Raw genomic sequence first — 17528 nt, 5'->3', positions numbered from 1 at the left:
GCACGCCGGACAGATTGATGTCCCTTGATTGACTGACGTCCCGCAGTGTCGACACTCGATGATTACCTCGACCGGGGAACTCCGTCGTAGCCACCGTAGGGGTGAAATCATGTATGGTCACTCAGGATGGGTAACCTCGCTGCAGTAAGATATCGAGACGAGACGAGGCGGTGGATTTGTCGTTCGACGCGTTGTACTCGGGTATCGGGGTTTCTGACTCTTGGGGGAGTGGTGAGTGAGGGCCGGTCCGTTTGCGACACTGTAGTGGAAGGCGTCTTGTGGAACAGGTGTGCGGGTCTCATATGCATGACTGGGCGGTGTTGCGGAACGCATGGTGCTATGTGGTGCGTCCCGCGTAACTGCCACGCGAGGAGGACAGGGGTCTGACTACGCGCGACCTGGGGGGTCTGGCTCAAACGGCCCCTTCATGATGGGGGCGCGGACGCATAGTGTGCAGCGGTTCCGTATCGAGGCCAATGAACGGGCAACGGATAAAGGCATGTCATACAGTAGCACACATGAAAACAAATACGTACTAATAAATTGACCGCTTACGCTCCCTTCCCCCCAGTTTCACTCACACGTAACCGTCCCCATCGGCATACTCAAACGAGAGGTCACCCCGACATTAGTATAGTATACTAACTCCACCGCCTCTCCCTATCCACAGTGACCAGCACACAACAGGCACTATCGACCGACGATTCGCTGCCGACACCGTCGTGAACCACCTCATCGGACACCAGCACTGTCACTCAGTCACCGAGAGCTCCGAGAAGGCGGAAGCCGGGTCACAGGACGAGGGAGGGCATTCCGATAAAGGAAATCGTGGACCAGGACGGGAGGGACCTGCTCGATCCGAGTGACGGAGGCCACGTCCAGGGTGGGAATTCCACGATTGAATCACTCGATGCTCCGTGTCTGTACTATCGTGGGTGACGCTGGACGACGGCAGGAAAGCCGCTGTTTCCGTCCGAGCCGATAATAAACTGTCAGCGTGATTTATGCTACTGGCTAACAAACCTACCGCAATTCAGCATGCTGAACCGCGTCAGCCGACGGGAGCTGCTCACAGCGACAGCGGGGCTGGCTGGCGTCGGCGGCATCGATGTCACTAGCGCGCAAGCGACGAACCACTTTGTCATCTTCGGCGGCAGTCCCGACACCGTCGTCGACTACGCACTGACGGTGAGCGGTCGCCTGCAAAAGAGCGGACGGAGTGGGGGTGCACCGATCGCCGACCGACACGTCACTCAGGACGGGGAAGACACGATTTCGAGCGACGGCACGCACGCAAGCGGCGCGATTGCTGGTGGCGGCGATGCCTACCAGTTTACAGGTCGCGTCGTCCGCTTTCGCATCTCGCCCGGCAGTCAAGCGAGCACAGTCCGCGTCTACCTCAACGGCCAGCAGGTTCGCCCGGACCAACTCGGCGATAATCCCGCCGCAGACACGCCGATCACGTTTCTCGACTGTGACCGAGCACGGGTAACCGGGTCGTTCCAGAGTGTTCGGATGCATACGAGTTTCTGGGACGACGCAGGTCTCGGAACGAACTTCCTGTTCGACGGGCCGATCAGCGGGACAACCACCATCCATCCGGTCGCAGCGCACGACCCGTATCCCTTCGCCATCGACACGCTAAGCGTCGATACCCGAGAACTACAAACACCGGGCCAGCCCGCGAAATTCACGGCCGACAACCCCTACGCCGGCCCGTGGTGTGCGGAGCAGTTGCCGAATCACATCGTCGTCTTCGGTGGCAGTCCCCAGAACGTCATTCGCTACCAGTTCACCGCGAGTGGCCACGTACGAAAGAGTGGGAGCAGTGGCGGCGCTCCAATCGCCGACCAGCACGTGACCATCGACAACGAAGACAGTATCTCGGGTGGTCGCGTTCGCGGCGCAATCGCCGGGGGCGGCGACGCCTATCAGTTCTCCGGCGAACTGACGCAAATGCAGGTGGATGGTGACGCAACCGTGTATCTCAACGGGCAACAGATTGACCCGACGAGTGCTGGCGGCGAGACCGACGGATCGGGCGACGGTGATGGGTCGGACGACCGTGGCGACGATGATGATGGCGAGACACCGACGACGGGAATCGAGTTCCTCGCCTGTGACCGCGCACGGGTGACTGGCGCGTTCGAGCGAGTCACGATCGACACGACGTGGTACGCCACAGACGGCGTTGCGAGGTCACATAACGAGATCGGGCCAGTGAGTGGCCGGACACGCATCGACGAGTCGAACGTAGGCGACGTGGCCGGTGTCGCCGGGTTCGTGATAACGAACATTGCAGCCTTCGAGCAGGGCGCCGGCGAGCCGACAGTATCGAAGCGGAATCCGAACACGGACCAGTGTCTCGGACAGATTCGGCCAGCGAAAATCTCCGCGTCCGTCGCGGACTGCACCGCGACGAGCGACGGCGTCGTCGTCACGTTTGTCTACGAGAATCCGAACGACGTGGCGCTCCGTGTCCAGAGCGACCTCGTCGGCGCCAGTTCGACCGCGCCGCCCGACTCGTTGAAGCCGGGGCAACACGCCTTCGATGCGAGCTGGGCGCCCGAGAATCCGGACGACCGACTGCGCTGGCGACTCGACCTACGTCCGTTCGGCTATGAGAACCCGGTTACTGCGACCAGTCCGACTGCTGCCGACTGTGGCCTCGCACGAGAGACGACCGACCAGGCGGACGGGGACGGAGAACGAACGGCAGAGGATGGGGCGACGGAGGAACCGCCAGCGGACGATACTGCGGCGCCAGACACAACGTCGGACGACACGCCGACGACGGACGTGACAACCGAGCAGGCGCAACAGTCGGACCCAACAACGGATACACCACCACAAACGACCGAGAAGCCCGACCCAGAGACCGAAGCGCCCGAGCCAGCAACGGACGCACCCCCAGAGACACCGGAATCTACTCCTGACCCAGCGACGGAAGCACCTCCGGAGACGCCCGAACCCACTCCTGAACCGATGACGGAGGCGAGCGATAGCGACGCAAGCGGAACGACGGCCGATAGCGAGTCAGAGCGAGCGAACCACCGCTGAAACGGTAGGATTGTCGGTGGCCGTCGTGGGGGGAAGCCTTTTCCAAACAACAGCCGTCAAATTGCCAGACGTACTACCGCCTTGCGCGGGTAGAGCGAGAGTCCACCGATAAGCCTCGGGGCTCGTCCCCAAGCCAGTTGATATTTCTCTCACGGCCCCCACGACACAGTTCAAACCATCCCACACTCTCTAGACGACCGTTCACACCGTTGCTACGGCAGTAAACGATGCGGGAGACAACAAACTAACTTAGCATACTATACCCACACTGTTCTGGTATTTACTGTAGGATGAACGATGGAGATTCCGTACAGCAATCATCCATGACTGACGACAACGAAGAAATTGTTGCTAGACACTTCATTCGACCACAATCCATAGACGGAACCGTTGTCGATATCGATCTAGGGTACCCCTTATCACTCGTCATGATTATCGAGCAAGACGGAGAAAACTACTATGAAACATACGAGCTTGTTTCGATAGAGAGAAAAGAAGATACTGTGTAGAACTACCCACCCTGCTCCGATTCCGGTACCGTTATCGCTGAGAATTAAATACATCCAGAGACTGACTCTCCTCATCGAAACGCTTCTCCTGCCGAACGAGGGCAGTTTCTACTGATGTAGAGCGAGGAAACCCACAGCTTTCGTTGTGGATGATACTATCTGCTGAATCTCTGCCTCTTGCCGCTCCACGAGCACTGCGACGAGCATCTGTTTGAACGCATCAACTGTGGTCTGGGAGCAGCGAAACACAGAAGTTGCCGGCATGTATACATCCATGTGTAAATGGCCGATAAGACCATCAGAGTCTCTGAGGAGACATGGCGGAAACTCCGCGCCCGCAAGCGTGGCGACGAGAGCTTCGAAGCGGTCATCCAGCGCGAACTCGAGGACGATAATCCGCTTGCAGGATTCGGTGCCTGGAGCGACACCACAATCGACGAGTCGGTCCGCGAAGTCAAAGAGGAGATGGATGAGGATTTCGAAGCAGGGCCATGAAGGTTCTCGACAGTAGCTTCTGCGCTGACTTCCTTCGTGGCCGTGAACCAGCGAAAGAGTACCGGCTCGCCCATCAGGACGAGAGTCTCATCCTTACGTCGGTCGGCTACTACGAGCTGTATCACGGCGCTGTGAAAGAAGGACGTGACCCAGCCCTCGTTGATGACGACCTCCCCTGGGTTGAACACCTGGACTACAACCGATCTCACGCCTTGGAAGGAGCACGTATACGACAAGAACTGGAGAAGAAAGGCCAGCGAATCCAACACCCCGATATGATGCTTGCCGGCGTCGCGCGGTCACTCGGTGTCCCCGTTGTTACATCAGACGGCGGGTTCAAGCAGATTGACGGACTTGAAGTCGAGAACCATCGAAAGATGTCGTGAATTCAACTATCCAGCGCGAGTCTACGAAGGGTATGCTGAGAAGGATTATGTCCCCACGGTCCTACTCGTCGGCGTCGCAGTCTACGCCGGCTACTCACGGGTGTATGAGGATCTTGGCGAACGAGAACAACGATGGGCTGAGGCGACGATATCGATTACGTTGTCGATAGCATATGTTACACTACCGTAGGTATTGAGTCGCCCGTCTCTCCTCCCCCACCCGTTAGTTTACTGTGCAGGTTGTGTACGTATCGTCTTAGCCAATCCAGTTGGGCATCTCGTCATCCCAGACTAATCGGAAGACCGAGTAGGCCAACCCGATACCGACCAGTATAGCGATAACTGAGAATACGGTTTCCATAGTGATAGGTTGGAGTTTGACATTAAGTACTATTCGGTCAATACGCATGTGTAGTGAGCAGTGGTCCACGAGAGTAAGTATTTGAGCTACCCACCGCTAAAGCGGTGGGATTCAGCGTGGACTCCCGTTCTGACCTCGGATGAGGCAGGAGAATAGCCTCCGTTCACGGTCATCATCCCGCTGTTCAAGCGCACGCCCAAGAGTGCGCCTCCGTAACCCCCAGTCTGGTTGCGACGGAGATACCGCAAACCAATGTTCTTCGCGGCGTTGAAGTCTGCGTGGTTCTCATACCCGCACTTCAAGCACTCGAACACCTCGTCCTCGCGGTTGTCAGGATGGGTAAATCCACAGTGTGAGCAACGCCGACTCGTGTTTTCAGGGGCAACCTGCTCCACGTTGATACCGTATTCTTCGGCCTTGTACTCGACGTAGTCGTACAGGCGGTCGAACGCCCACTTGTGCCCCCACGACGCACCAGTCCGCTTACGGATGTCAGTCAAATCCTCAAACGCGATGACCGAACACCCGTTCTCACGAGCCTTCGCGACGAGTTCATTGCTGATGCGATGCAACATCAGCTTGAACCGCCCGTCCTCTTTCCGTCCAACGGACTGGATGTTCTGGTGTGCCCACCGCGTGCCGCACTGTTGGAGCGAGCCACGTCGTTTCTCGTATTCTCTACGCCAGTGGTCGAACTCGTCGCCCGTCCAGAACGTGCCCGTCGAGGTGACGGCGAGGGTGTTCACGCCGAGGTCAACTCCGAGAACCGTTCCGTTCTCGGTGGTCGCCTGTTCCGACGTGTCGGATTCCACGTCCGTCTTGCAGTGGATGTGAAGCACCCAGTCGCCGTCTCGATAGTGTAGTTCCGCACCCGTTATCTCGTACTCATCGGAGAATAGGTACTCCGAGTGCGGTGTGTTGCTGTCCTCGTCGGGTAGCACGTAGTCGGCTTCGATGCGACCATCAGTGGTGGCGAGGCTCACGGAGTCGTCGTGGAACGTCGCGGTACGCTTGTCGTAGACGACGTGCGGGCTGGTGAAAGTGGGTTTCGACGCTTTCTTCCCGTTCTTCCATCGGGCGACGGCGCTCTTGCAGGCTTCAGCGGCCTTATTCCGAGCGGCTTGCACGAGGCCACCGTTGAAGCCGTCCGTGGCTTCTCGCACATCGTCGTAGGTTTCGTCATCCAGCGTCGTCTTGCTGGTGGTGACGTACTCGCCTTGGAAGGCGTGGTCGACGACGTATTGCGCTGACCAGAGGAAGGTGTCGACGGTGTCTGTGAGGAGTGCGGCGTCGGCACTGTCCACGTCGAGCGCAACGGGGACAGTACGCCGCACGTCCATTTCTTATATGTAGGCGTATAGGTACTTAATGGTTAGGAGTCGGCTTGCCATCGTCGGTGGATTGTGGCACGGAGCGTACGGATTCATCCCACGGCTAAAGCCGTGGGTTTTCTCCTGTATCTCGTATAATAAGACGCCGCCACAGCAGTTCCGTCTTGATACGTCCGGAATGACTGCGATGTATCTGGCCGAGTAGCTACCCAACCGTCTCGAGACGGAGCCCGACTCCTAATCGCCGTCACGGCCGCTCGGTCGTCGTACGACCCTGTTCTGCGATACGTGAAGTTCGACTGTGACATCCTCCCCGCCGTGAATGGCGGGATTCTCTCCTCGAAGAAAGATAGGGGTGATTAAATTCGGGGGTGAACCTCGCGATTGCGGGACGTCCGACTCCCATAGAATTCTTGTCTCAATCTCTATTTCGTATTGTTTTTCCATATCCAGAAGAAAGTATGGTTGTGTGGTAGCAGGCCCCAACCATTATCATTCGTCGGAATTTAAGTCGAGGTGGACTGGTACAAGCAAGATAGTGAGTTACCCTTTGGACTCTCGCCCCAGTGTTGTAATGTCGCAGTACTCTCCCTTGCGGTGGAGGTCTCTTCGCCGATCTGGGTTCTCTCACAGTCATCGTGAACTACGTCCACTAAACTCCGGAACAAAAGTATGCTACTCACTACGGTTACAGCGTCACGACTGCTGACGAGGGCGCGTCGAGCTCCTCGAATCAGCACACGATTTGGACGACGAGTATGAACCCCTGTGTCACTGACCGCTTCGATTCGACCGACAAAACATATCGGAGCACGACTCAGGGCGAGCGAATAGGAGAGCAACGATGAAATGTGGTCGATGTGATAGAGAAGCGCCCGTTACACCACACGCCATCGATGGCTACACTGGGTACCTCTGCTCTCAGTGTACGGAGGTATGGACCCGGCTTCAATCCTCTTGACACAGCCGTCCCGTAGACGCGACAGTCGTCTTCGACTGCTCGTATCCGCTTCTTTTCACCACCGACAAATCACGACAGATATCTGTATTCTCGAGGGAGAACACTCCGAAACCCCTTGTTCTGTCACGTCCATCACCGCTCATAGTTCGGAAGGGTATCAATCTCACTCGAATCGATATCGTCGAAGGCATCGCGGGCGATAGTTCGCTTGTGGACCTCGTCGGCACCGTCGACGATGCGGAACTGGCGGACGTTCTCGTAGAAATCGGCGATGGGGAGGTCTTTGCTGATACCACTTCCACCACAGAGCTGGAGACAGTCGTCAATGATCTCCTGGACGACGTTCGCAGTGAACACCTTCGCCATGGAAACGGGGATGCGAGCCTCACCACCGGTCTCTATCTCGTGTGCGGCGTGGCGTACCATCGTCCGGGCTGCGTGGAGTCGCGTCTCGGCTTCGGCGACCGTGAAGCGGAGCGACTGCTTCTCGGCAAGTGGCGTTCCGAACGCCTCGCGTTCGCTCACGTAGGCCTTGGCGATATCGAGGGCACGCTCGGCCATCCCGGAGTATCGCATGCAGTGGGTGAGACGGGCCGGCCCGAGTCGTTGTTGTGCGTGCGTGAAGCCTTCGTTGAGCTGTCCGAGAAGTGCGTCTTCGGGAACGCGGACGTTCTTGTATTTGATTTCGGCGTGCCCGATACCGGTCAGGGCCCCGCCGACGTGGGGGACGTCTCGGACGACTTCGACGCCCGAGGCGTCTGCGGGGACGAGGAAGAGTGAACAGCCCTCGTAGGGATGTGCGTCGGGGTCCGTTCGCGCCATCACGATGAGTACGTCCGCTTCGCTCCCCTGCGTCGTCCACCACTTGTGACCATCGATGACCCATTCGTCGCCATCGCGTTCGGCCGTCGTCCGAATCATCTTGGGATCTGACCCCGCTCCCGGGGCCGGCTCCGTCATCGAGAACGCAGACCGCGCCTCGCCGGCGACGAGTGGGCGGAGCCACGTTTCCTGCTGCTCGTCGGTCCCGAAGAGTTCGAGCGTATGCATGTTGCCCTCGTCGGGCGCGTCGACGCGAACTGCCGGTGGACCGAGGAGGCTCCGTCCGGCCGCTTCGAACACCGGAAGCATGTCTCGGTAACTGAGCCCCTGGCCGCCGTACTCCTCCGGGAGATGCGGAGCGTAGACGCCGGCCTCGCGTGCAGCGTCTCGCAACTCCCGAATCGTGTCGTCGTCGACCGGTCCATCGCCGAGCATTTCACGTTCGACGGGAATCACGACGTCGTCGATGAACTCGCGCGTCCGTGCGGCGAACGTTTGCGCCCGGTCGGAGTCGTCATACTCCATACCACACATCGATCCTACATTGTAAAAAGACTAGCGTAGGCTCGACACTATCGTTAAACACAATCCATACATATTCGTACAATGAACTCGAAGGGGAGAGTATGCCGGAGACAGGTCGAGACGAGTACTTCCGTCGACTCGTCGACATGGATGCTCTCGAAGCGTTTCTCACGGACGAACTCGGACCAGCAAACACGTACGACGTCGAACGTCACACTGCCGGCCACTCCAACGAGACGTTGTTCGTCGAGTGGGGAGACCGAACAGTGGTCGTTCGCCGACCACCACCCGGCGAGACGGCCGACACCGCCCACGATGTCCTCCGGGAGTTCCGCGTGATGGACGCTCTCCAGCGGACCGACGTACCGGTCCCCGAGACGGTCGTCGCCTGCGACGACGAGGCCATCATCGGCAGCGACTTCTACGTGATGGAATTGGTCGACGGCGACGTCCTCCGCGAGGCGGAACGCGAACGGTTTGCGTCGCAGGAGCATCGTCAGCGAATCGGCGAGGAACTCGTCGATACGCTCGCACGCATCCATGAAGTCGACTACGAGACAGTCGGCCTCGACGACTTCGGTCGCCCGGACGGATACACGGAGCGTCAGGTGGACCGATGGCGACAGCAACTCGAATGGGCGTTCGAGCGAACTGAGGACGACCGCGCAGTACCGGAGCTCCATCGAGTCAGCGAGTGGCTCCAAGAGTCGGTCCCCTCGTCGCATCCGCAGACGCTCGTCCACGGTGACTACAAGCTCGATAACGTGATGTTCGCGCCCGGGGCGCCACCGGAACTAGTCGGCGTCTTCGACTGGGAGATGGCGACGCTCGGCGACCCCCGGGCCGACCTTGGATGGCTGCTCTCCTACTGGCGGGACGCGAAGGACCCCGAGCCGTCCGTTCCGGAACTCGAGGCGACGTTCATGCAGCGCGAGGGGTATCCAACTCGGCGGGAACTCGTCGAGCGCTACGAGGAACGGACGGATACCGAATTCGAACACGAGCGGTTCTACCGCACGCTCGCAGTGTACAAGCTCGCGGCGCTCGGCGAGATGTTTTATCGTCGCTACCTGGAGGGGAACAGCGACGACCCCATGTACCCACTCATGGCAGAGCGCGTGCCGGCGCTCGCGGACCGCGCGATTCGAATCATCGACGGCGAGGAGCCGCTATGAGCCAGTACGCTGATTTCACGGTCGGTGCCGTCAACAGAGGTTGGCTGTTTGTCCCTGGTCAAACCAACAGTTTGCTTATGTGTCTGGTGAGGGGGAGAGGATAGCCAAATCTGCAATCTCTGCAGAGAACAACGATCTGGGGGCGGCTGGGGTTGATCGCGGTTTGGAAAGACGATCTGAGCTGAAGCTGATTACACGTACTTTATGGATAGCTGCGGAAGAACCTGTTAGCGGTACTCCGCCACGTCTTCCCACGTTAGATTATCGGACCATGTGACTTCTTCTTCAGCCTCTGTCACTTCACTAACCGAGATTCCATATACCTCTTCAAGAATTCGCTTTGTTATTCGGACTGCCCACACCGGGTCACAGTCCACATTCCGTGTGACAATATGGTTTGAATCGATGTGCTCAACTTCGATTCCCTCTTCTCGTGTGATTCTCTTCATCGTCTCCATTTGGTCTTCACCGTCAGGTAAGTGGAGCTCGAACATCCCAAATGAGAACGTGAGTTGCTGTACTTCATCTTCCGATGAGAAGTTGACCTTCACCCAGGTCGCCGGCGGGTTGTCATCAGTGTCAGTCCAACGGTTGAGATGGAGTTCATAGAGGACCTTCAATCTCACTTCCGTCTTCATCTCATCCATCGACTCTGGTTCCAACAGGAGCTTCTCAGCGATGTTCCAGATGGTTTCCTCATCCACACTGGTTTCGTCTGCTACTTCGGAAACCCATTCAAACATCGTGTCGTGCTTGCTCACATCTAAATTACTGCTAAGCGTCATGTGGTGGTAGATTAGAACCGCCGAATCGGTAAATAACTCTGTAATCTGTTCCTTGGATCTCCGTCGTTGTGAGGGTTTATCGGAAGCTGGTGAATAATCCCCAGTAGAGCCAGTATGCCACCCATCTACTACGAGAGAAGCGAAGGTGAAGTCTACCAGATCGATGAGCTCTCGCAACGTCTCCTCGTGTACGTGTACCTGCACGGGAAAGCGGAACCGGAAGACGTTGTTGAGCCAGTCGGAGCTACGAACGAACACGCAGTCCATTCCCGGATTAAAAGTCAGCTTGGAGGGAATGCTGCTCGACTGATCGACACAGAAAGAACCACCCAGCAGACGTTGGGAGACAGGTCTGACAACGTTATTCTTTCATTCGTGCTAACAGAGAGTGGGGAGGACTTCGTGGAGAAGCATCGAGCGGACCTATCGATGCCAGTGGAGATCGCTGAGTTGGCGAAACGCGTTGCCGCACTCCAGATTGAAGATCACCTAGTAGATGACCTCATTCATAGAGTGGATGCACTTGAAGATCGTGTTGAAGAACTTCAAGAGTGACCCAATCTACAGGACTACGTCACTTTGTGGTACTTGGGAAATGAGACAGCCACTCCAAGACTGTCTGCTCAGCGTCCTCTGACTGAGGAAGTGAATCACCGCCACCCAGCAACTTCCGCTCCTCGTCATTTTCCACAGCAGGTTGGACAACACCTGCCTGCATAGCATCCTCAATACGCCGCTCCTGCGTTACTGCCGAACCACTACTCCCGACATTCCCACAAATAAGCTCCAGACTCTCTACCTCATCAGGAGTCGCCTCGCCAATCAGCACGTCAAACAACGGATCCCCAGGAAGCAAAAGCCTGATCGAGGGATATGACTCTGCAACCTCCGGTGAGAAGGTCACCACTACACCTGCTCCACCACCGAGCTCTCCTTGGGCAGTTTCACCAAGTGAACCAGGGACTGCTACCCCACTCTCCTCCGGCACTTCAACTACATAGGCATCATCCACGACGTCGTCGAAATCGTCAGCACGGTCGTGATTCCGGAGCGAGGTGAACGACCATCCAGACTCTTCGATACGTTCACTCTGGGTTAACAACGTCTCAATCGTCTCTAGACTCACCAACGGGTCGTACTCACGGTCGCCCGTCCCAATATCTTCGAACGCTGGGAAACAATACGGCTCCCACCCATCAAGTCCGGAACTTTCGATGATTTCCTCACGGGTTGCCGCCTGCCCGGACTCACTTTTGAGTCCAGTTTCCTCGGCCTTCTCTTGCGCCTGTTTTGCCCGCTCATCCGCCTCCTCAATCACCTGTTGGGTAGCTACTTCCGTATCTTGTTCGTCGGAACTACCCATAACAGCATCTTTGATGTCCTTCTCGATGCTGTTCAGCACTGGACGCATTGGCCCGACCACGTTCTCGAACAGTTGGAGACGCCCTTCAAGTTCTTCGTAGATGTCGCCGTCGATACTGTCCTTGTAGGCGTAGTTGATGATCTTCACAACCTCGTTTTTCTGCCCAATCCGGTCGATCCGTCCGATACGCTGTTCGACGCGCATTGGGTTCCAAGGCAGATCGAAGTTAATCAGAGCGTCTGCTGTCTGGAGGTTCAGACCCTCACTCGCACTGTCCGTGCAGATGAGGATATTCGTTTCTCCGTCGGTGAAATCCCGCTTAATCGCTTCTTTTCCAACATCCACCCAGTCTCCAGTGGTTTCGTCGTATTGCTTCCCGCCCCCACCGCTGTAAGTGCCGACGTTTGGATGAGTGTCGGTGAGGGTTTCTCGGATGTGTTCGAGTGTATCGTGGTACTGGGTGAAGATGATGATGTTGTCGCGCGCGTTCTGCCGTAGTGAGCGAATGTCTCGACGGAGCTGGGCAACTTTCGGGTCGGTGTGCGCCTGTTTGAGATCGTCTACAAACTCTTGTAGGGCTGCACGCTCGGCCTGAATCACGTCTGCCGCACCACGGCTAGTTGGCTGGTACGCATCCAGAGACGCTTGTCCAACGGCTTCGTCAATAGTGGCTTCAGTGACCCCCGTGTCTTCACTGAGTTCGGAGACCTCTTCGGTTATGTCCTCGACTTTCTCATCAAGTTTCTCCATACGGCGCTCCAGACTCTGTCTGATTGCGTGAAGGCTGCTTGTGAGGCGCTGCCGGTAGGTTGTCATCACGAACCCTAACGCGAGCTTTTCCTTCCCGGTCAGGACCTTCTGTGACTGCTTGTACGTCTGGTCGATGTACTGCTCAACCTGGTCGTAGAGTGGTTCCGCCTCACCGAGATTGATACGCTTGGTTTCGACGTCGCGTGTCGGAACCGTATCCGTGAGCAATCCAAGTTCTTGGCACTTCTTCAGAACTGCGCGTGTATTCCGGAAGATTCGTGACTGGACTGGCGTGGCCCACTGTGAGGCATCCACGAGTGCTTGCCACTCCGTAGGGCCGCAGTCGAACATCAGGGAACGAGGATCGTCGAACCGCGACGATGTTTCTCGGACCCCAACGAGTTTCTCCAGTGCTTTGCGCTGCTGAATCGACTCTGTGTCCGTCTCCTCAACGAGTCTGGATGCTTTGTCGTCGTAACCAGGGTTCGACGTGAGGTGTTCATGGATGAGTTGACCGAATCGCTTGATTCGCGGGCGGCCCTCATCTTCCTCAAGATCGAGTTCTTTCTGGAACTGCTGAAGGACTTGCTGTTGACCGTCGGAAACGGTTTGATAGTTCGTGCTGACCGTAGTAAGGGCGCTGTCGAGAGCACGGCGGGTTTCAAAGAATTCAACGAATCGGTCTTTGTCATTCCAGCCCGTGGGGAGATCGCAGAGACGGAGTAGGTCATAGAGCTCACCAATATTGAGCTGCATTGGTGTCGCAGTCAGGGCGTACAGACACTGCGAGACGTCCTCAACTTGCCCGAGAAGGTCGTAGAGTTTCGTGGTCTCTCGTGCGCTGTGAGCTTCGTCCACGACGGTGAGATCCCACACGTCTTCGTTGACAACCGGGGCGACGTGAGTTTGGTTGTTCTCCCGGCGTGCAGTATGCCATGACTCAATTACAACCGTCGGTTCGTCCCGACTCGTCACGAACGATCCAATCGGTGTTCCCTCCCATGAGTCGGCATCGATGCTTCCTGAAGTTGGAATACGGTCATCCTGCGAATCGCCGAGGGGACCGACCATGTAGTCGCCGTTGTAGGAGCGCTCGTGGTAGTACGCGTGGATATTAAACCGGTCAAGGAGCTCGTTCTGCCACTGTTGAACGAGCCCAGCAGGAACTAAAAACAGCGCATTCTCGACAGCACCGGTTTGTACAAGTCGAGAGAGGGTAAGGCCAGCTTCGATGGTTTTGCCGAGTCCAACCTCATCACAGAACAGCAGATTGTTCGGGTAGATGCTGACCGCGGTATCTGAGATAGTGCGTTGGTGTGGCCAAGGAGTGACGGTGCTGATTTCCTCGGCAAGATGTATTCCACCAGGAGTACGCCCAGCTAGTGAAACGGCAGCAGCCGTGTCGTCCTCCGGGATGATCGTGTGTGGCTCGTGGTTTCGGACGCGTTCGACGTGTTTGTCGAGGGATTCGTCGGTGTCTTTCCATTCGATGAGGTTCTGTCGCGCGGCTTCGTCGAGTTCATAGACCTCAACAGACGGGTGGAAGCCATTCCAGAGAGCATTGAACGTTGAGACGTCCTCTTCAACGTATTTTGCTTCACCGCGATTCCAGGAACGATGGACTTTGAAACGCTCGTAGTTGTACTGCCACGCGCTGAGCGTCTCATTGACACTCCCCTCGAAGCTGAGTTTGTTGCCGTCTTGGTCTACGCCGATACCGAGTTTTGGGTGGAAGAGACCGTCACCGCCTTTCGGATCACCGACCTTGATTTTGAGATCGCCGCGGTCGAGGAGCGTAGCGATAATGGTGAGTTGGGACTCGACCCACGGTTCCAGAGGTTCGTCAGCATCGGGGAACATCGCTCCTTTCTCCCGTTTTTGCAGGTCAGCCCCAGCGATTACACGGACTGTCCCACTAGTCTCAAGGAGAGAGTCAACGCCTTCAAGCGCGTGTGCGAGACTCCGTAGACTGAGGTATCCAGCGAGTCTGTCGTATCGGATGACTTCTTCCAGGAATGGGCGGTAGAACGTCCTCATGAGAGTCCGGTTGCTCTGGAACTCGCTCTCGTACACCGGCTCCCACGAGACGTCCTTTAGTGTCATGTCCACTCAGAGGCATCCGACTGATACCGCCCGTCCTCGGATTCACCGGAAGTATCCACGTTGAAGTTGATGCTACTGGTGTCGATATCGAGGTACTCGCCGGTTCGGCCGGAGAGCATGTCACGGAGCGTTTGTGCAGTTTCGTGTTCTGGTGGGAGGACCTCCAGAAGTGCTGTGACCGTGGTTCGGAACCGTTCGTCGTTTGTCATTCCACGGTCAGACAGCCAGTCCCAGGCGGATTCCGGGCCCTTGGTCTCGTAGACATGGATTGCGGAGTGGATAGCATCGATACCGTGACTGAAGCGCTCGTTGGTAGGATTTACCGGGTATTTGCGGCTAGAGACATCCTCTCCGTTTTCGAGGCGAACGACGTCCTGAACGCGACTATCGTGCGTCTTAAGTTGAACATCACCACTACTTTTGCCCCAGATCTTAGTGTCGCGTTTTACATCGTCAATATCGACACCGACACCGATTCCAAGTTGTCGGGCCTCATCGTACGGCATGGTGTCGGAATCGTAGATGAGCCACGAGAGAACGTACCAGCGCGTGAGGCCGTCAAGGTCGTCGAAGCCTTTGGTCTCCAAGTAACGTTCGGAGAGAACTTCGGCGACGGCATCTCGGGCAGCGGTGAGGGCATCTCGTGGTGGGACCTCATTACCCTTCTTGTCTACGACGGGGTAATTGTCAGCGAACACGCGTAGGGTTGGACCGAATGCTGCGATGATGGTGTCCGTCTTAGTGAGACTCAAACCAGAGTCAAGAAGTTCACGTGCGGCCTCTTTGGCGGCATCACGTGTCTCCTCCTTCACGTCTTCCCACAATGTCGCACCACCTGTTCGTTCCCGCTCATTTTCGGGTTTTCGCCCAGTGAGAAGGATTGTACTGTCTGCACTCTGAGTTTCTCGCTTCCCTGCTCTCGACGGCATTTCACTGGTGATCGGGTGAGTCGCAGTGATGGTGAAGCCCGATTCAATTAGAGATGTCGAGAGCGTGTCCCATGCGTCTGTCTCCTTGTGGGTGAACATAATCGTCAAGACCCCGCCCGGCTCAATCGTTTCATACAATTCCGAGAAGATGGATGACATCTTCTCCTCGTAGTCTTGCTTGGCGAGTTCTTTCTTCGACTTCTCTCCTTCTAACCCCTCGAACCGGGAGACGTTCGCTACGGCTTCGTCAGATTTGTTCGTAAGCTCAGACGCGAATAGGTCTGGGTGGATGTCCTCCAAATAGGATTTTTGAACGGTGTAGAAGATGTCTGACAACTGCGCATACATGATACTATCATAGTATGGCGGATCAACGACAGCAGCTTGGACTTCGTTGGTCCCAATTGTAGTAGAAAGGTCTGCAGCGTCTCCACAATGAACATCTGCAGCATCTCGTCCAGTAGTCATCTCCGCCAGTTTCTCATAGGAATCAATAACCTTTCGAGACAGATCTTTGTACCCCATCGTATCTGCAGCAAGGTTGTTGTCGCAGAAGATGCGGCAGAATGAGAAGTTACTTCCCACAAATATCGGATTCGGATACCCCTTTCCGGTATCCCAAGATGACAGCCGGGAATTCCGATCAACCATTTTGCTCGCAGCGATGGTGAGGATGGTCAGGACTGCCTCAGATGTTTGATCATCGTGTTCCTTGCGGATTTCGTCAGCAATCTCATGGAACGCTTGGCAGTACTCGTAGTGCGAAACAAGCTGACGGGGGCTGAAGACATCTCGCCATTCTTCCATCCCATAGGTTGCTGGGTCGGTGATCCGGCTACTAACTTCGACTTTCTCAGGGAGGAACGTTAGCAGATCGAAGTCGGATTCAATTAGTTCTTCAGCGCGCTTGAGAGCTTGTTGGTCAATCTCATCCCCGGCACGGTAGCCTGAACCACCGCGTGGATCATCGTACTTGACACCATAAATCTGGTACTCGAACTCGCCATTCTTCAAAAGCTCCCGAGTCTCCTCGTACTCAGTAATTACACCGCAATGCGGACACTCAACGTCTGAGCGCGACACTGGCCCATCCGAGGGGTCGAAGTCTGAATTGGATTCCTTTGTAATTTCAACACACTCATAGGAGACCTCACCGTCCTCGTAGTGCGGTTTGACTGCTGTACCTTCACCCGCACCACGCTTGTGTAACCACCACTTCGGGACTAACGGAACTGTCCCGGCGCAAGACTCACACTGAATGTGGTACGTACATGCCGACGCCAATATCTCACGCCCGTCGCGCTTCGTTGGGTACAGGTCGTCAAGTTCCTTACTTGCTTTCTCCTGGATGCGGTCACGCCACTTGTACAGGTCCTCTTCGAGCGACCCGACCTCCGGTGCATACTCCAACATCACCTTCAGAATCACCGAAGGGACCGGGTTCAGTTCGTTTGCGATAGTTGGCAGACCGTATCGAATCGACTCAAACGGAATTACGCCACCGCCAGCGGTCGCGTCAAGAACCTTAGGGAGTTCTCCATCCCAAGTATCACGAAGTGAGTCGTGTAACTGTTGCAGTTCTTCATCGTTCGGAGACTGCGTGAAGGGGCGTGGGTAGCCGTACCAATCACCTAATGTTCCGTCGCGCTCGCCTTCAGTAGTCTTGCGCTCTTGGACGTACTCACTGATGTTTTCCTTGAGATCTTCCGGCCCAATCTGCATTAGCGACAGCAATTCATCAGCACTTGTCCCTTCCTCCATGATGGAGCCAAGGACAGCGAGGCGAGCAGCTGGAGTGGGACGGCGGGCGAACCACGGGTGAATATACCGGTGGGGCGGCATGTGTTTCGGGTTCGCTTCCTTCAGGTTCTCAATCCCGACCGCTTTCAGCGGGAGTTCCCCTTCAATTGCGAGCGGAGTGTACGGTTCGTCTGAATCGTCCTCGGATGTGGTCTGAGAGTCGCTCATGGTTG

11 protein-coding genes are annotated in these 17528 nt (G+C 56.5%); 6 read left to right on the top strand and 5 right to left on the bottom strand.

Translation table 11 applies throughout. The annotated features are described in order from the left end of the window. Positions 1–1038 precede the first annotated feature (1038 nt). From ACRYA2_RS14915 to ACRYA2_RS14900, 4 genes are all read left to right on the top strand, one after another. Positions 1039–3060 (top strand): hypothetical protein, encoded by a 2022-nt coding sequence (locus ACRYA2_RS14915; RefSeq protein WP_433629639.1) that lies wholly within the window; start codon positions 1039–1041, stop codon positions 3058–3060. A 323-nt stretch (positions 3061–3383) separates the two neighbouring features. Continuing rightward, positions 3384–3569 (top strand): hypothetical protein, encoded by a 186-nt coding sequence (locus tag ACRYA2_RS14910; RefSeq protein WP_433629636.1) that lies wholly within the window; start codon positions 3384–3386, stop codon positions 3567–3569. Positions 3570–3851: 282 nt separating this feature from the next. Beyond that, a complete protein-coding gene (locus ACRYA2_RS14905; RefSeq protein ID WP_433629634.1) occupies positions 3852–4064 on the top strand; it encodes an antitoxin VapB family protein in 213 nt (70 codons plus the stop codon). Further along, a complete protein-coding gene (locus ACRYA2_RS14900) occupies positions 4061–4450 on the top strand; it encodes a type II toxin-antitoxin system VapC family toxin (RefSeq protein ID WP_433629631.1) in 390 nt (129 codons plus the stop codon). The genes ACRYA2_RS14905 and ACRYA2_RS14900 overlap by 4 nt, the downstream gene beginning before the upstream one ends. 447 nt (positions 4451–4897) lie before the next feature. Here the strand turns inward: ACRYA2_RS14900 and ACRYA2_RS14895 are convergent, their stop codons facing one another. After that, positions 4898–6151: an RNA-guided endonuclease InsQ/TnpB family protein gene (locus tag ACRYA2_RS14895; protein WP_433629628.1), complete on the bottom strand. Its 1254-nt coding sequence runs from the start codon at positions 6149–6151 to the stop codon at positions 4898–4900. Between the two features lie 1084 nt (positions 6152–7235). Continuing rightward, entirely contained in the window at positions 7236–8450 is a 1215-nt protein-coding gene (locus tag ACRYA2_RS14890; protein WP_433629625.1) for an acyl-CoA dehydrogenase family protein, read from the bottom strand. A gap of 101 nt (positions 8451–8551) precedes the next feature. Between ACRYA2_RS14890 and ACRYA2_RS14885 the strand changes: the two genes are divergently transcribed. Next, positions 8552–9625 (top strand): phosphotransferase family protein, encoded by a 1074-nt coding sequence (locus ACRYA2_RS14885; protein ID WP_433629622.1) that lies wholly within the window; start codon positions 8552–8554, stop codon positions 9623–9625. A 227-nt stretch (positions 9626–9852) separates the two neighbouring features. Here the strand turns inward: ACRYA2_RS14885 and ACRYA2_RS14880 are convergent, their stop codons facing one another. Further along, a complete protein-coding gene (locus tag ACRYA2_RS14880; protein WP_433629619.1) occupies positions 9853–10386 on the bottom strand; it encodes a hypothetical protein in 534 nt (177 codons plus the stop codon). Positions 10387–10524: 138 nt separating this feature from the next. Between ACRYA2_RS14880 and ACRYA2_RS14875 the strand changes: the two genes are divergently transcribed. Then, positions 10525–10965, top strand: coding sequence for a hypothetical protein (locus ACRYA2_RS14875; protein ID WP_433629616.1), 441 nt, complete (start codon positions 10525–10527; stop codon positions 10963–10965). A 19-nt stretch (positions 10966–10984) separates the two neighbouring features. On the opposite strand, the gene ACRYA2_RS14870 is transcribed toward ACRYA2_RS14875, so the two are convergent. Together ACRYA2_RS14870 and ACRYA2_RS14865 are read right to left on the bottom strand one after the other, a co-directional pair. Continuing rightward, entirely contained in the window at positions 10985–14626 is a 3642-nt protein-coding gene (locus ACRYA2_RS14870; RefSeq protein ID WP_433629614.1) for a DEAD/DEAH box helicase, read from the bottom strand. Beyond that, positions 14623–17523 carry a DUF1156 domain-containing protein gene (locus ACRYA2_RS14865; RefSeq protein ID WP_433629611.1) on the bottom strand — a complete coding sequence of 967 codons (2901 nt, stop codon included), beginning with the start codon at positions 17521–17523 and terminating at the stop codon, positions 14623–14625. Before ACRYA2_RS14865 ends, ACRYA2_RS14870 begins: the two co-directional genes overlap by 4 nt. Positions 17524–17528 lie beyond the last annotated feature (5 nt).

The sequence above is a fragment of the Halomicrococcus pelagicus genome (assembly GCF_050954125.1).
The sequence above is the reverse complement of the archived record's forward strand: the minus strand, read 5'-3'. Positions and strand labels throughout refer to the sequence as shown.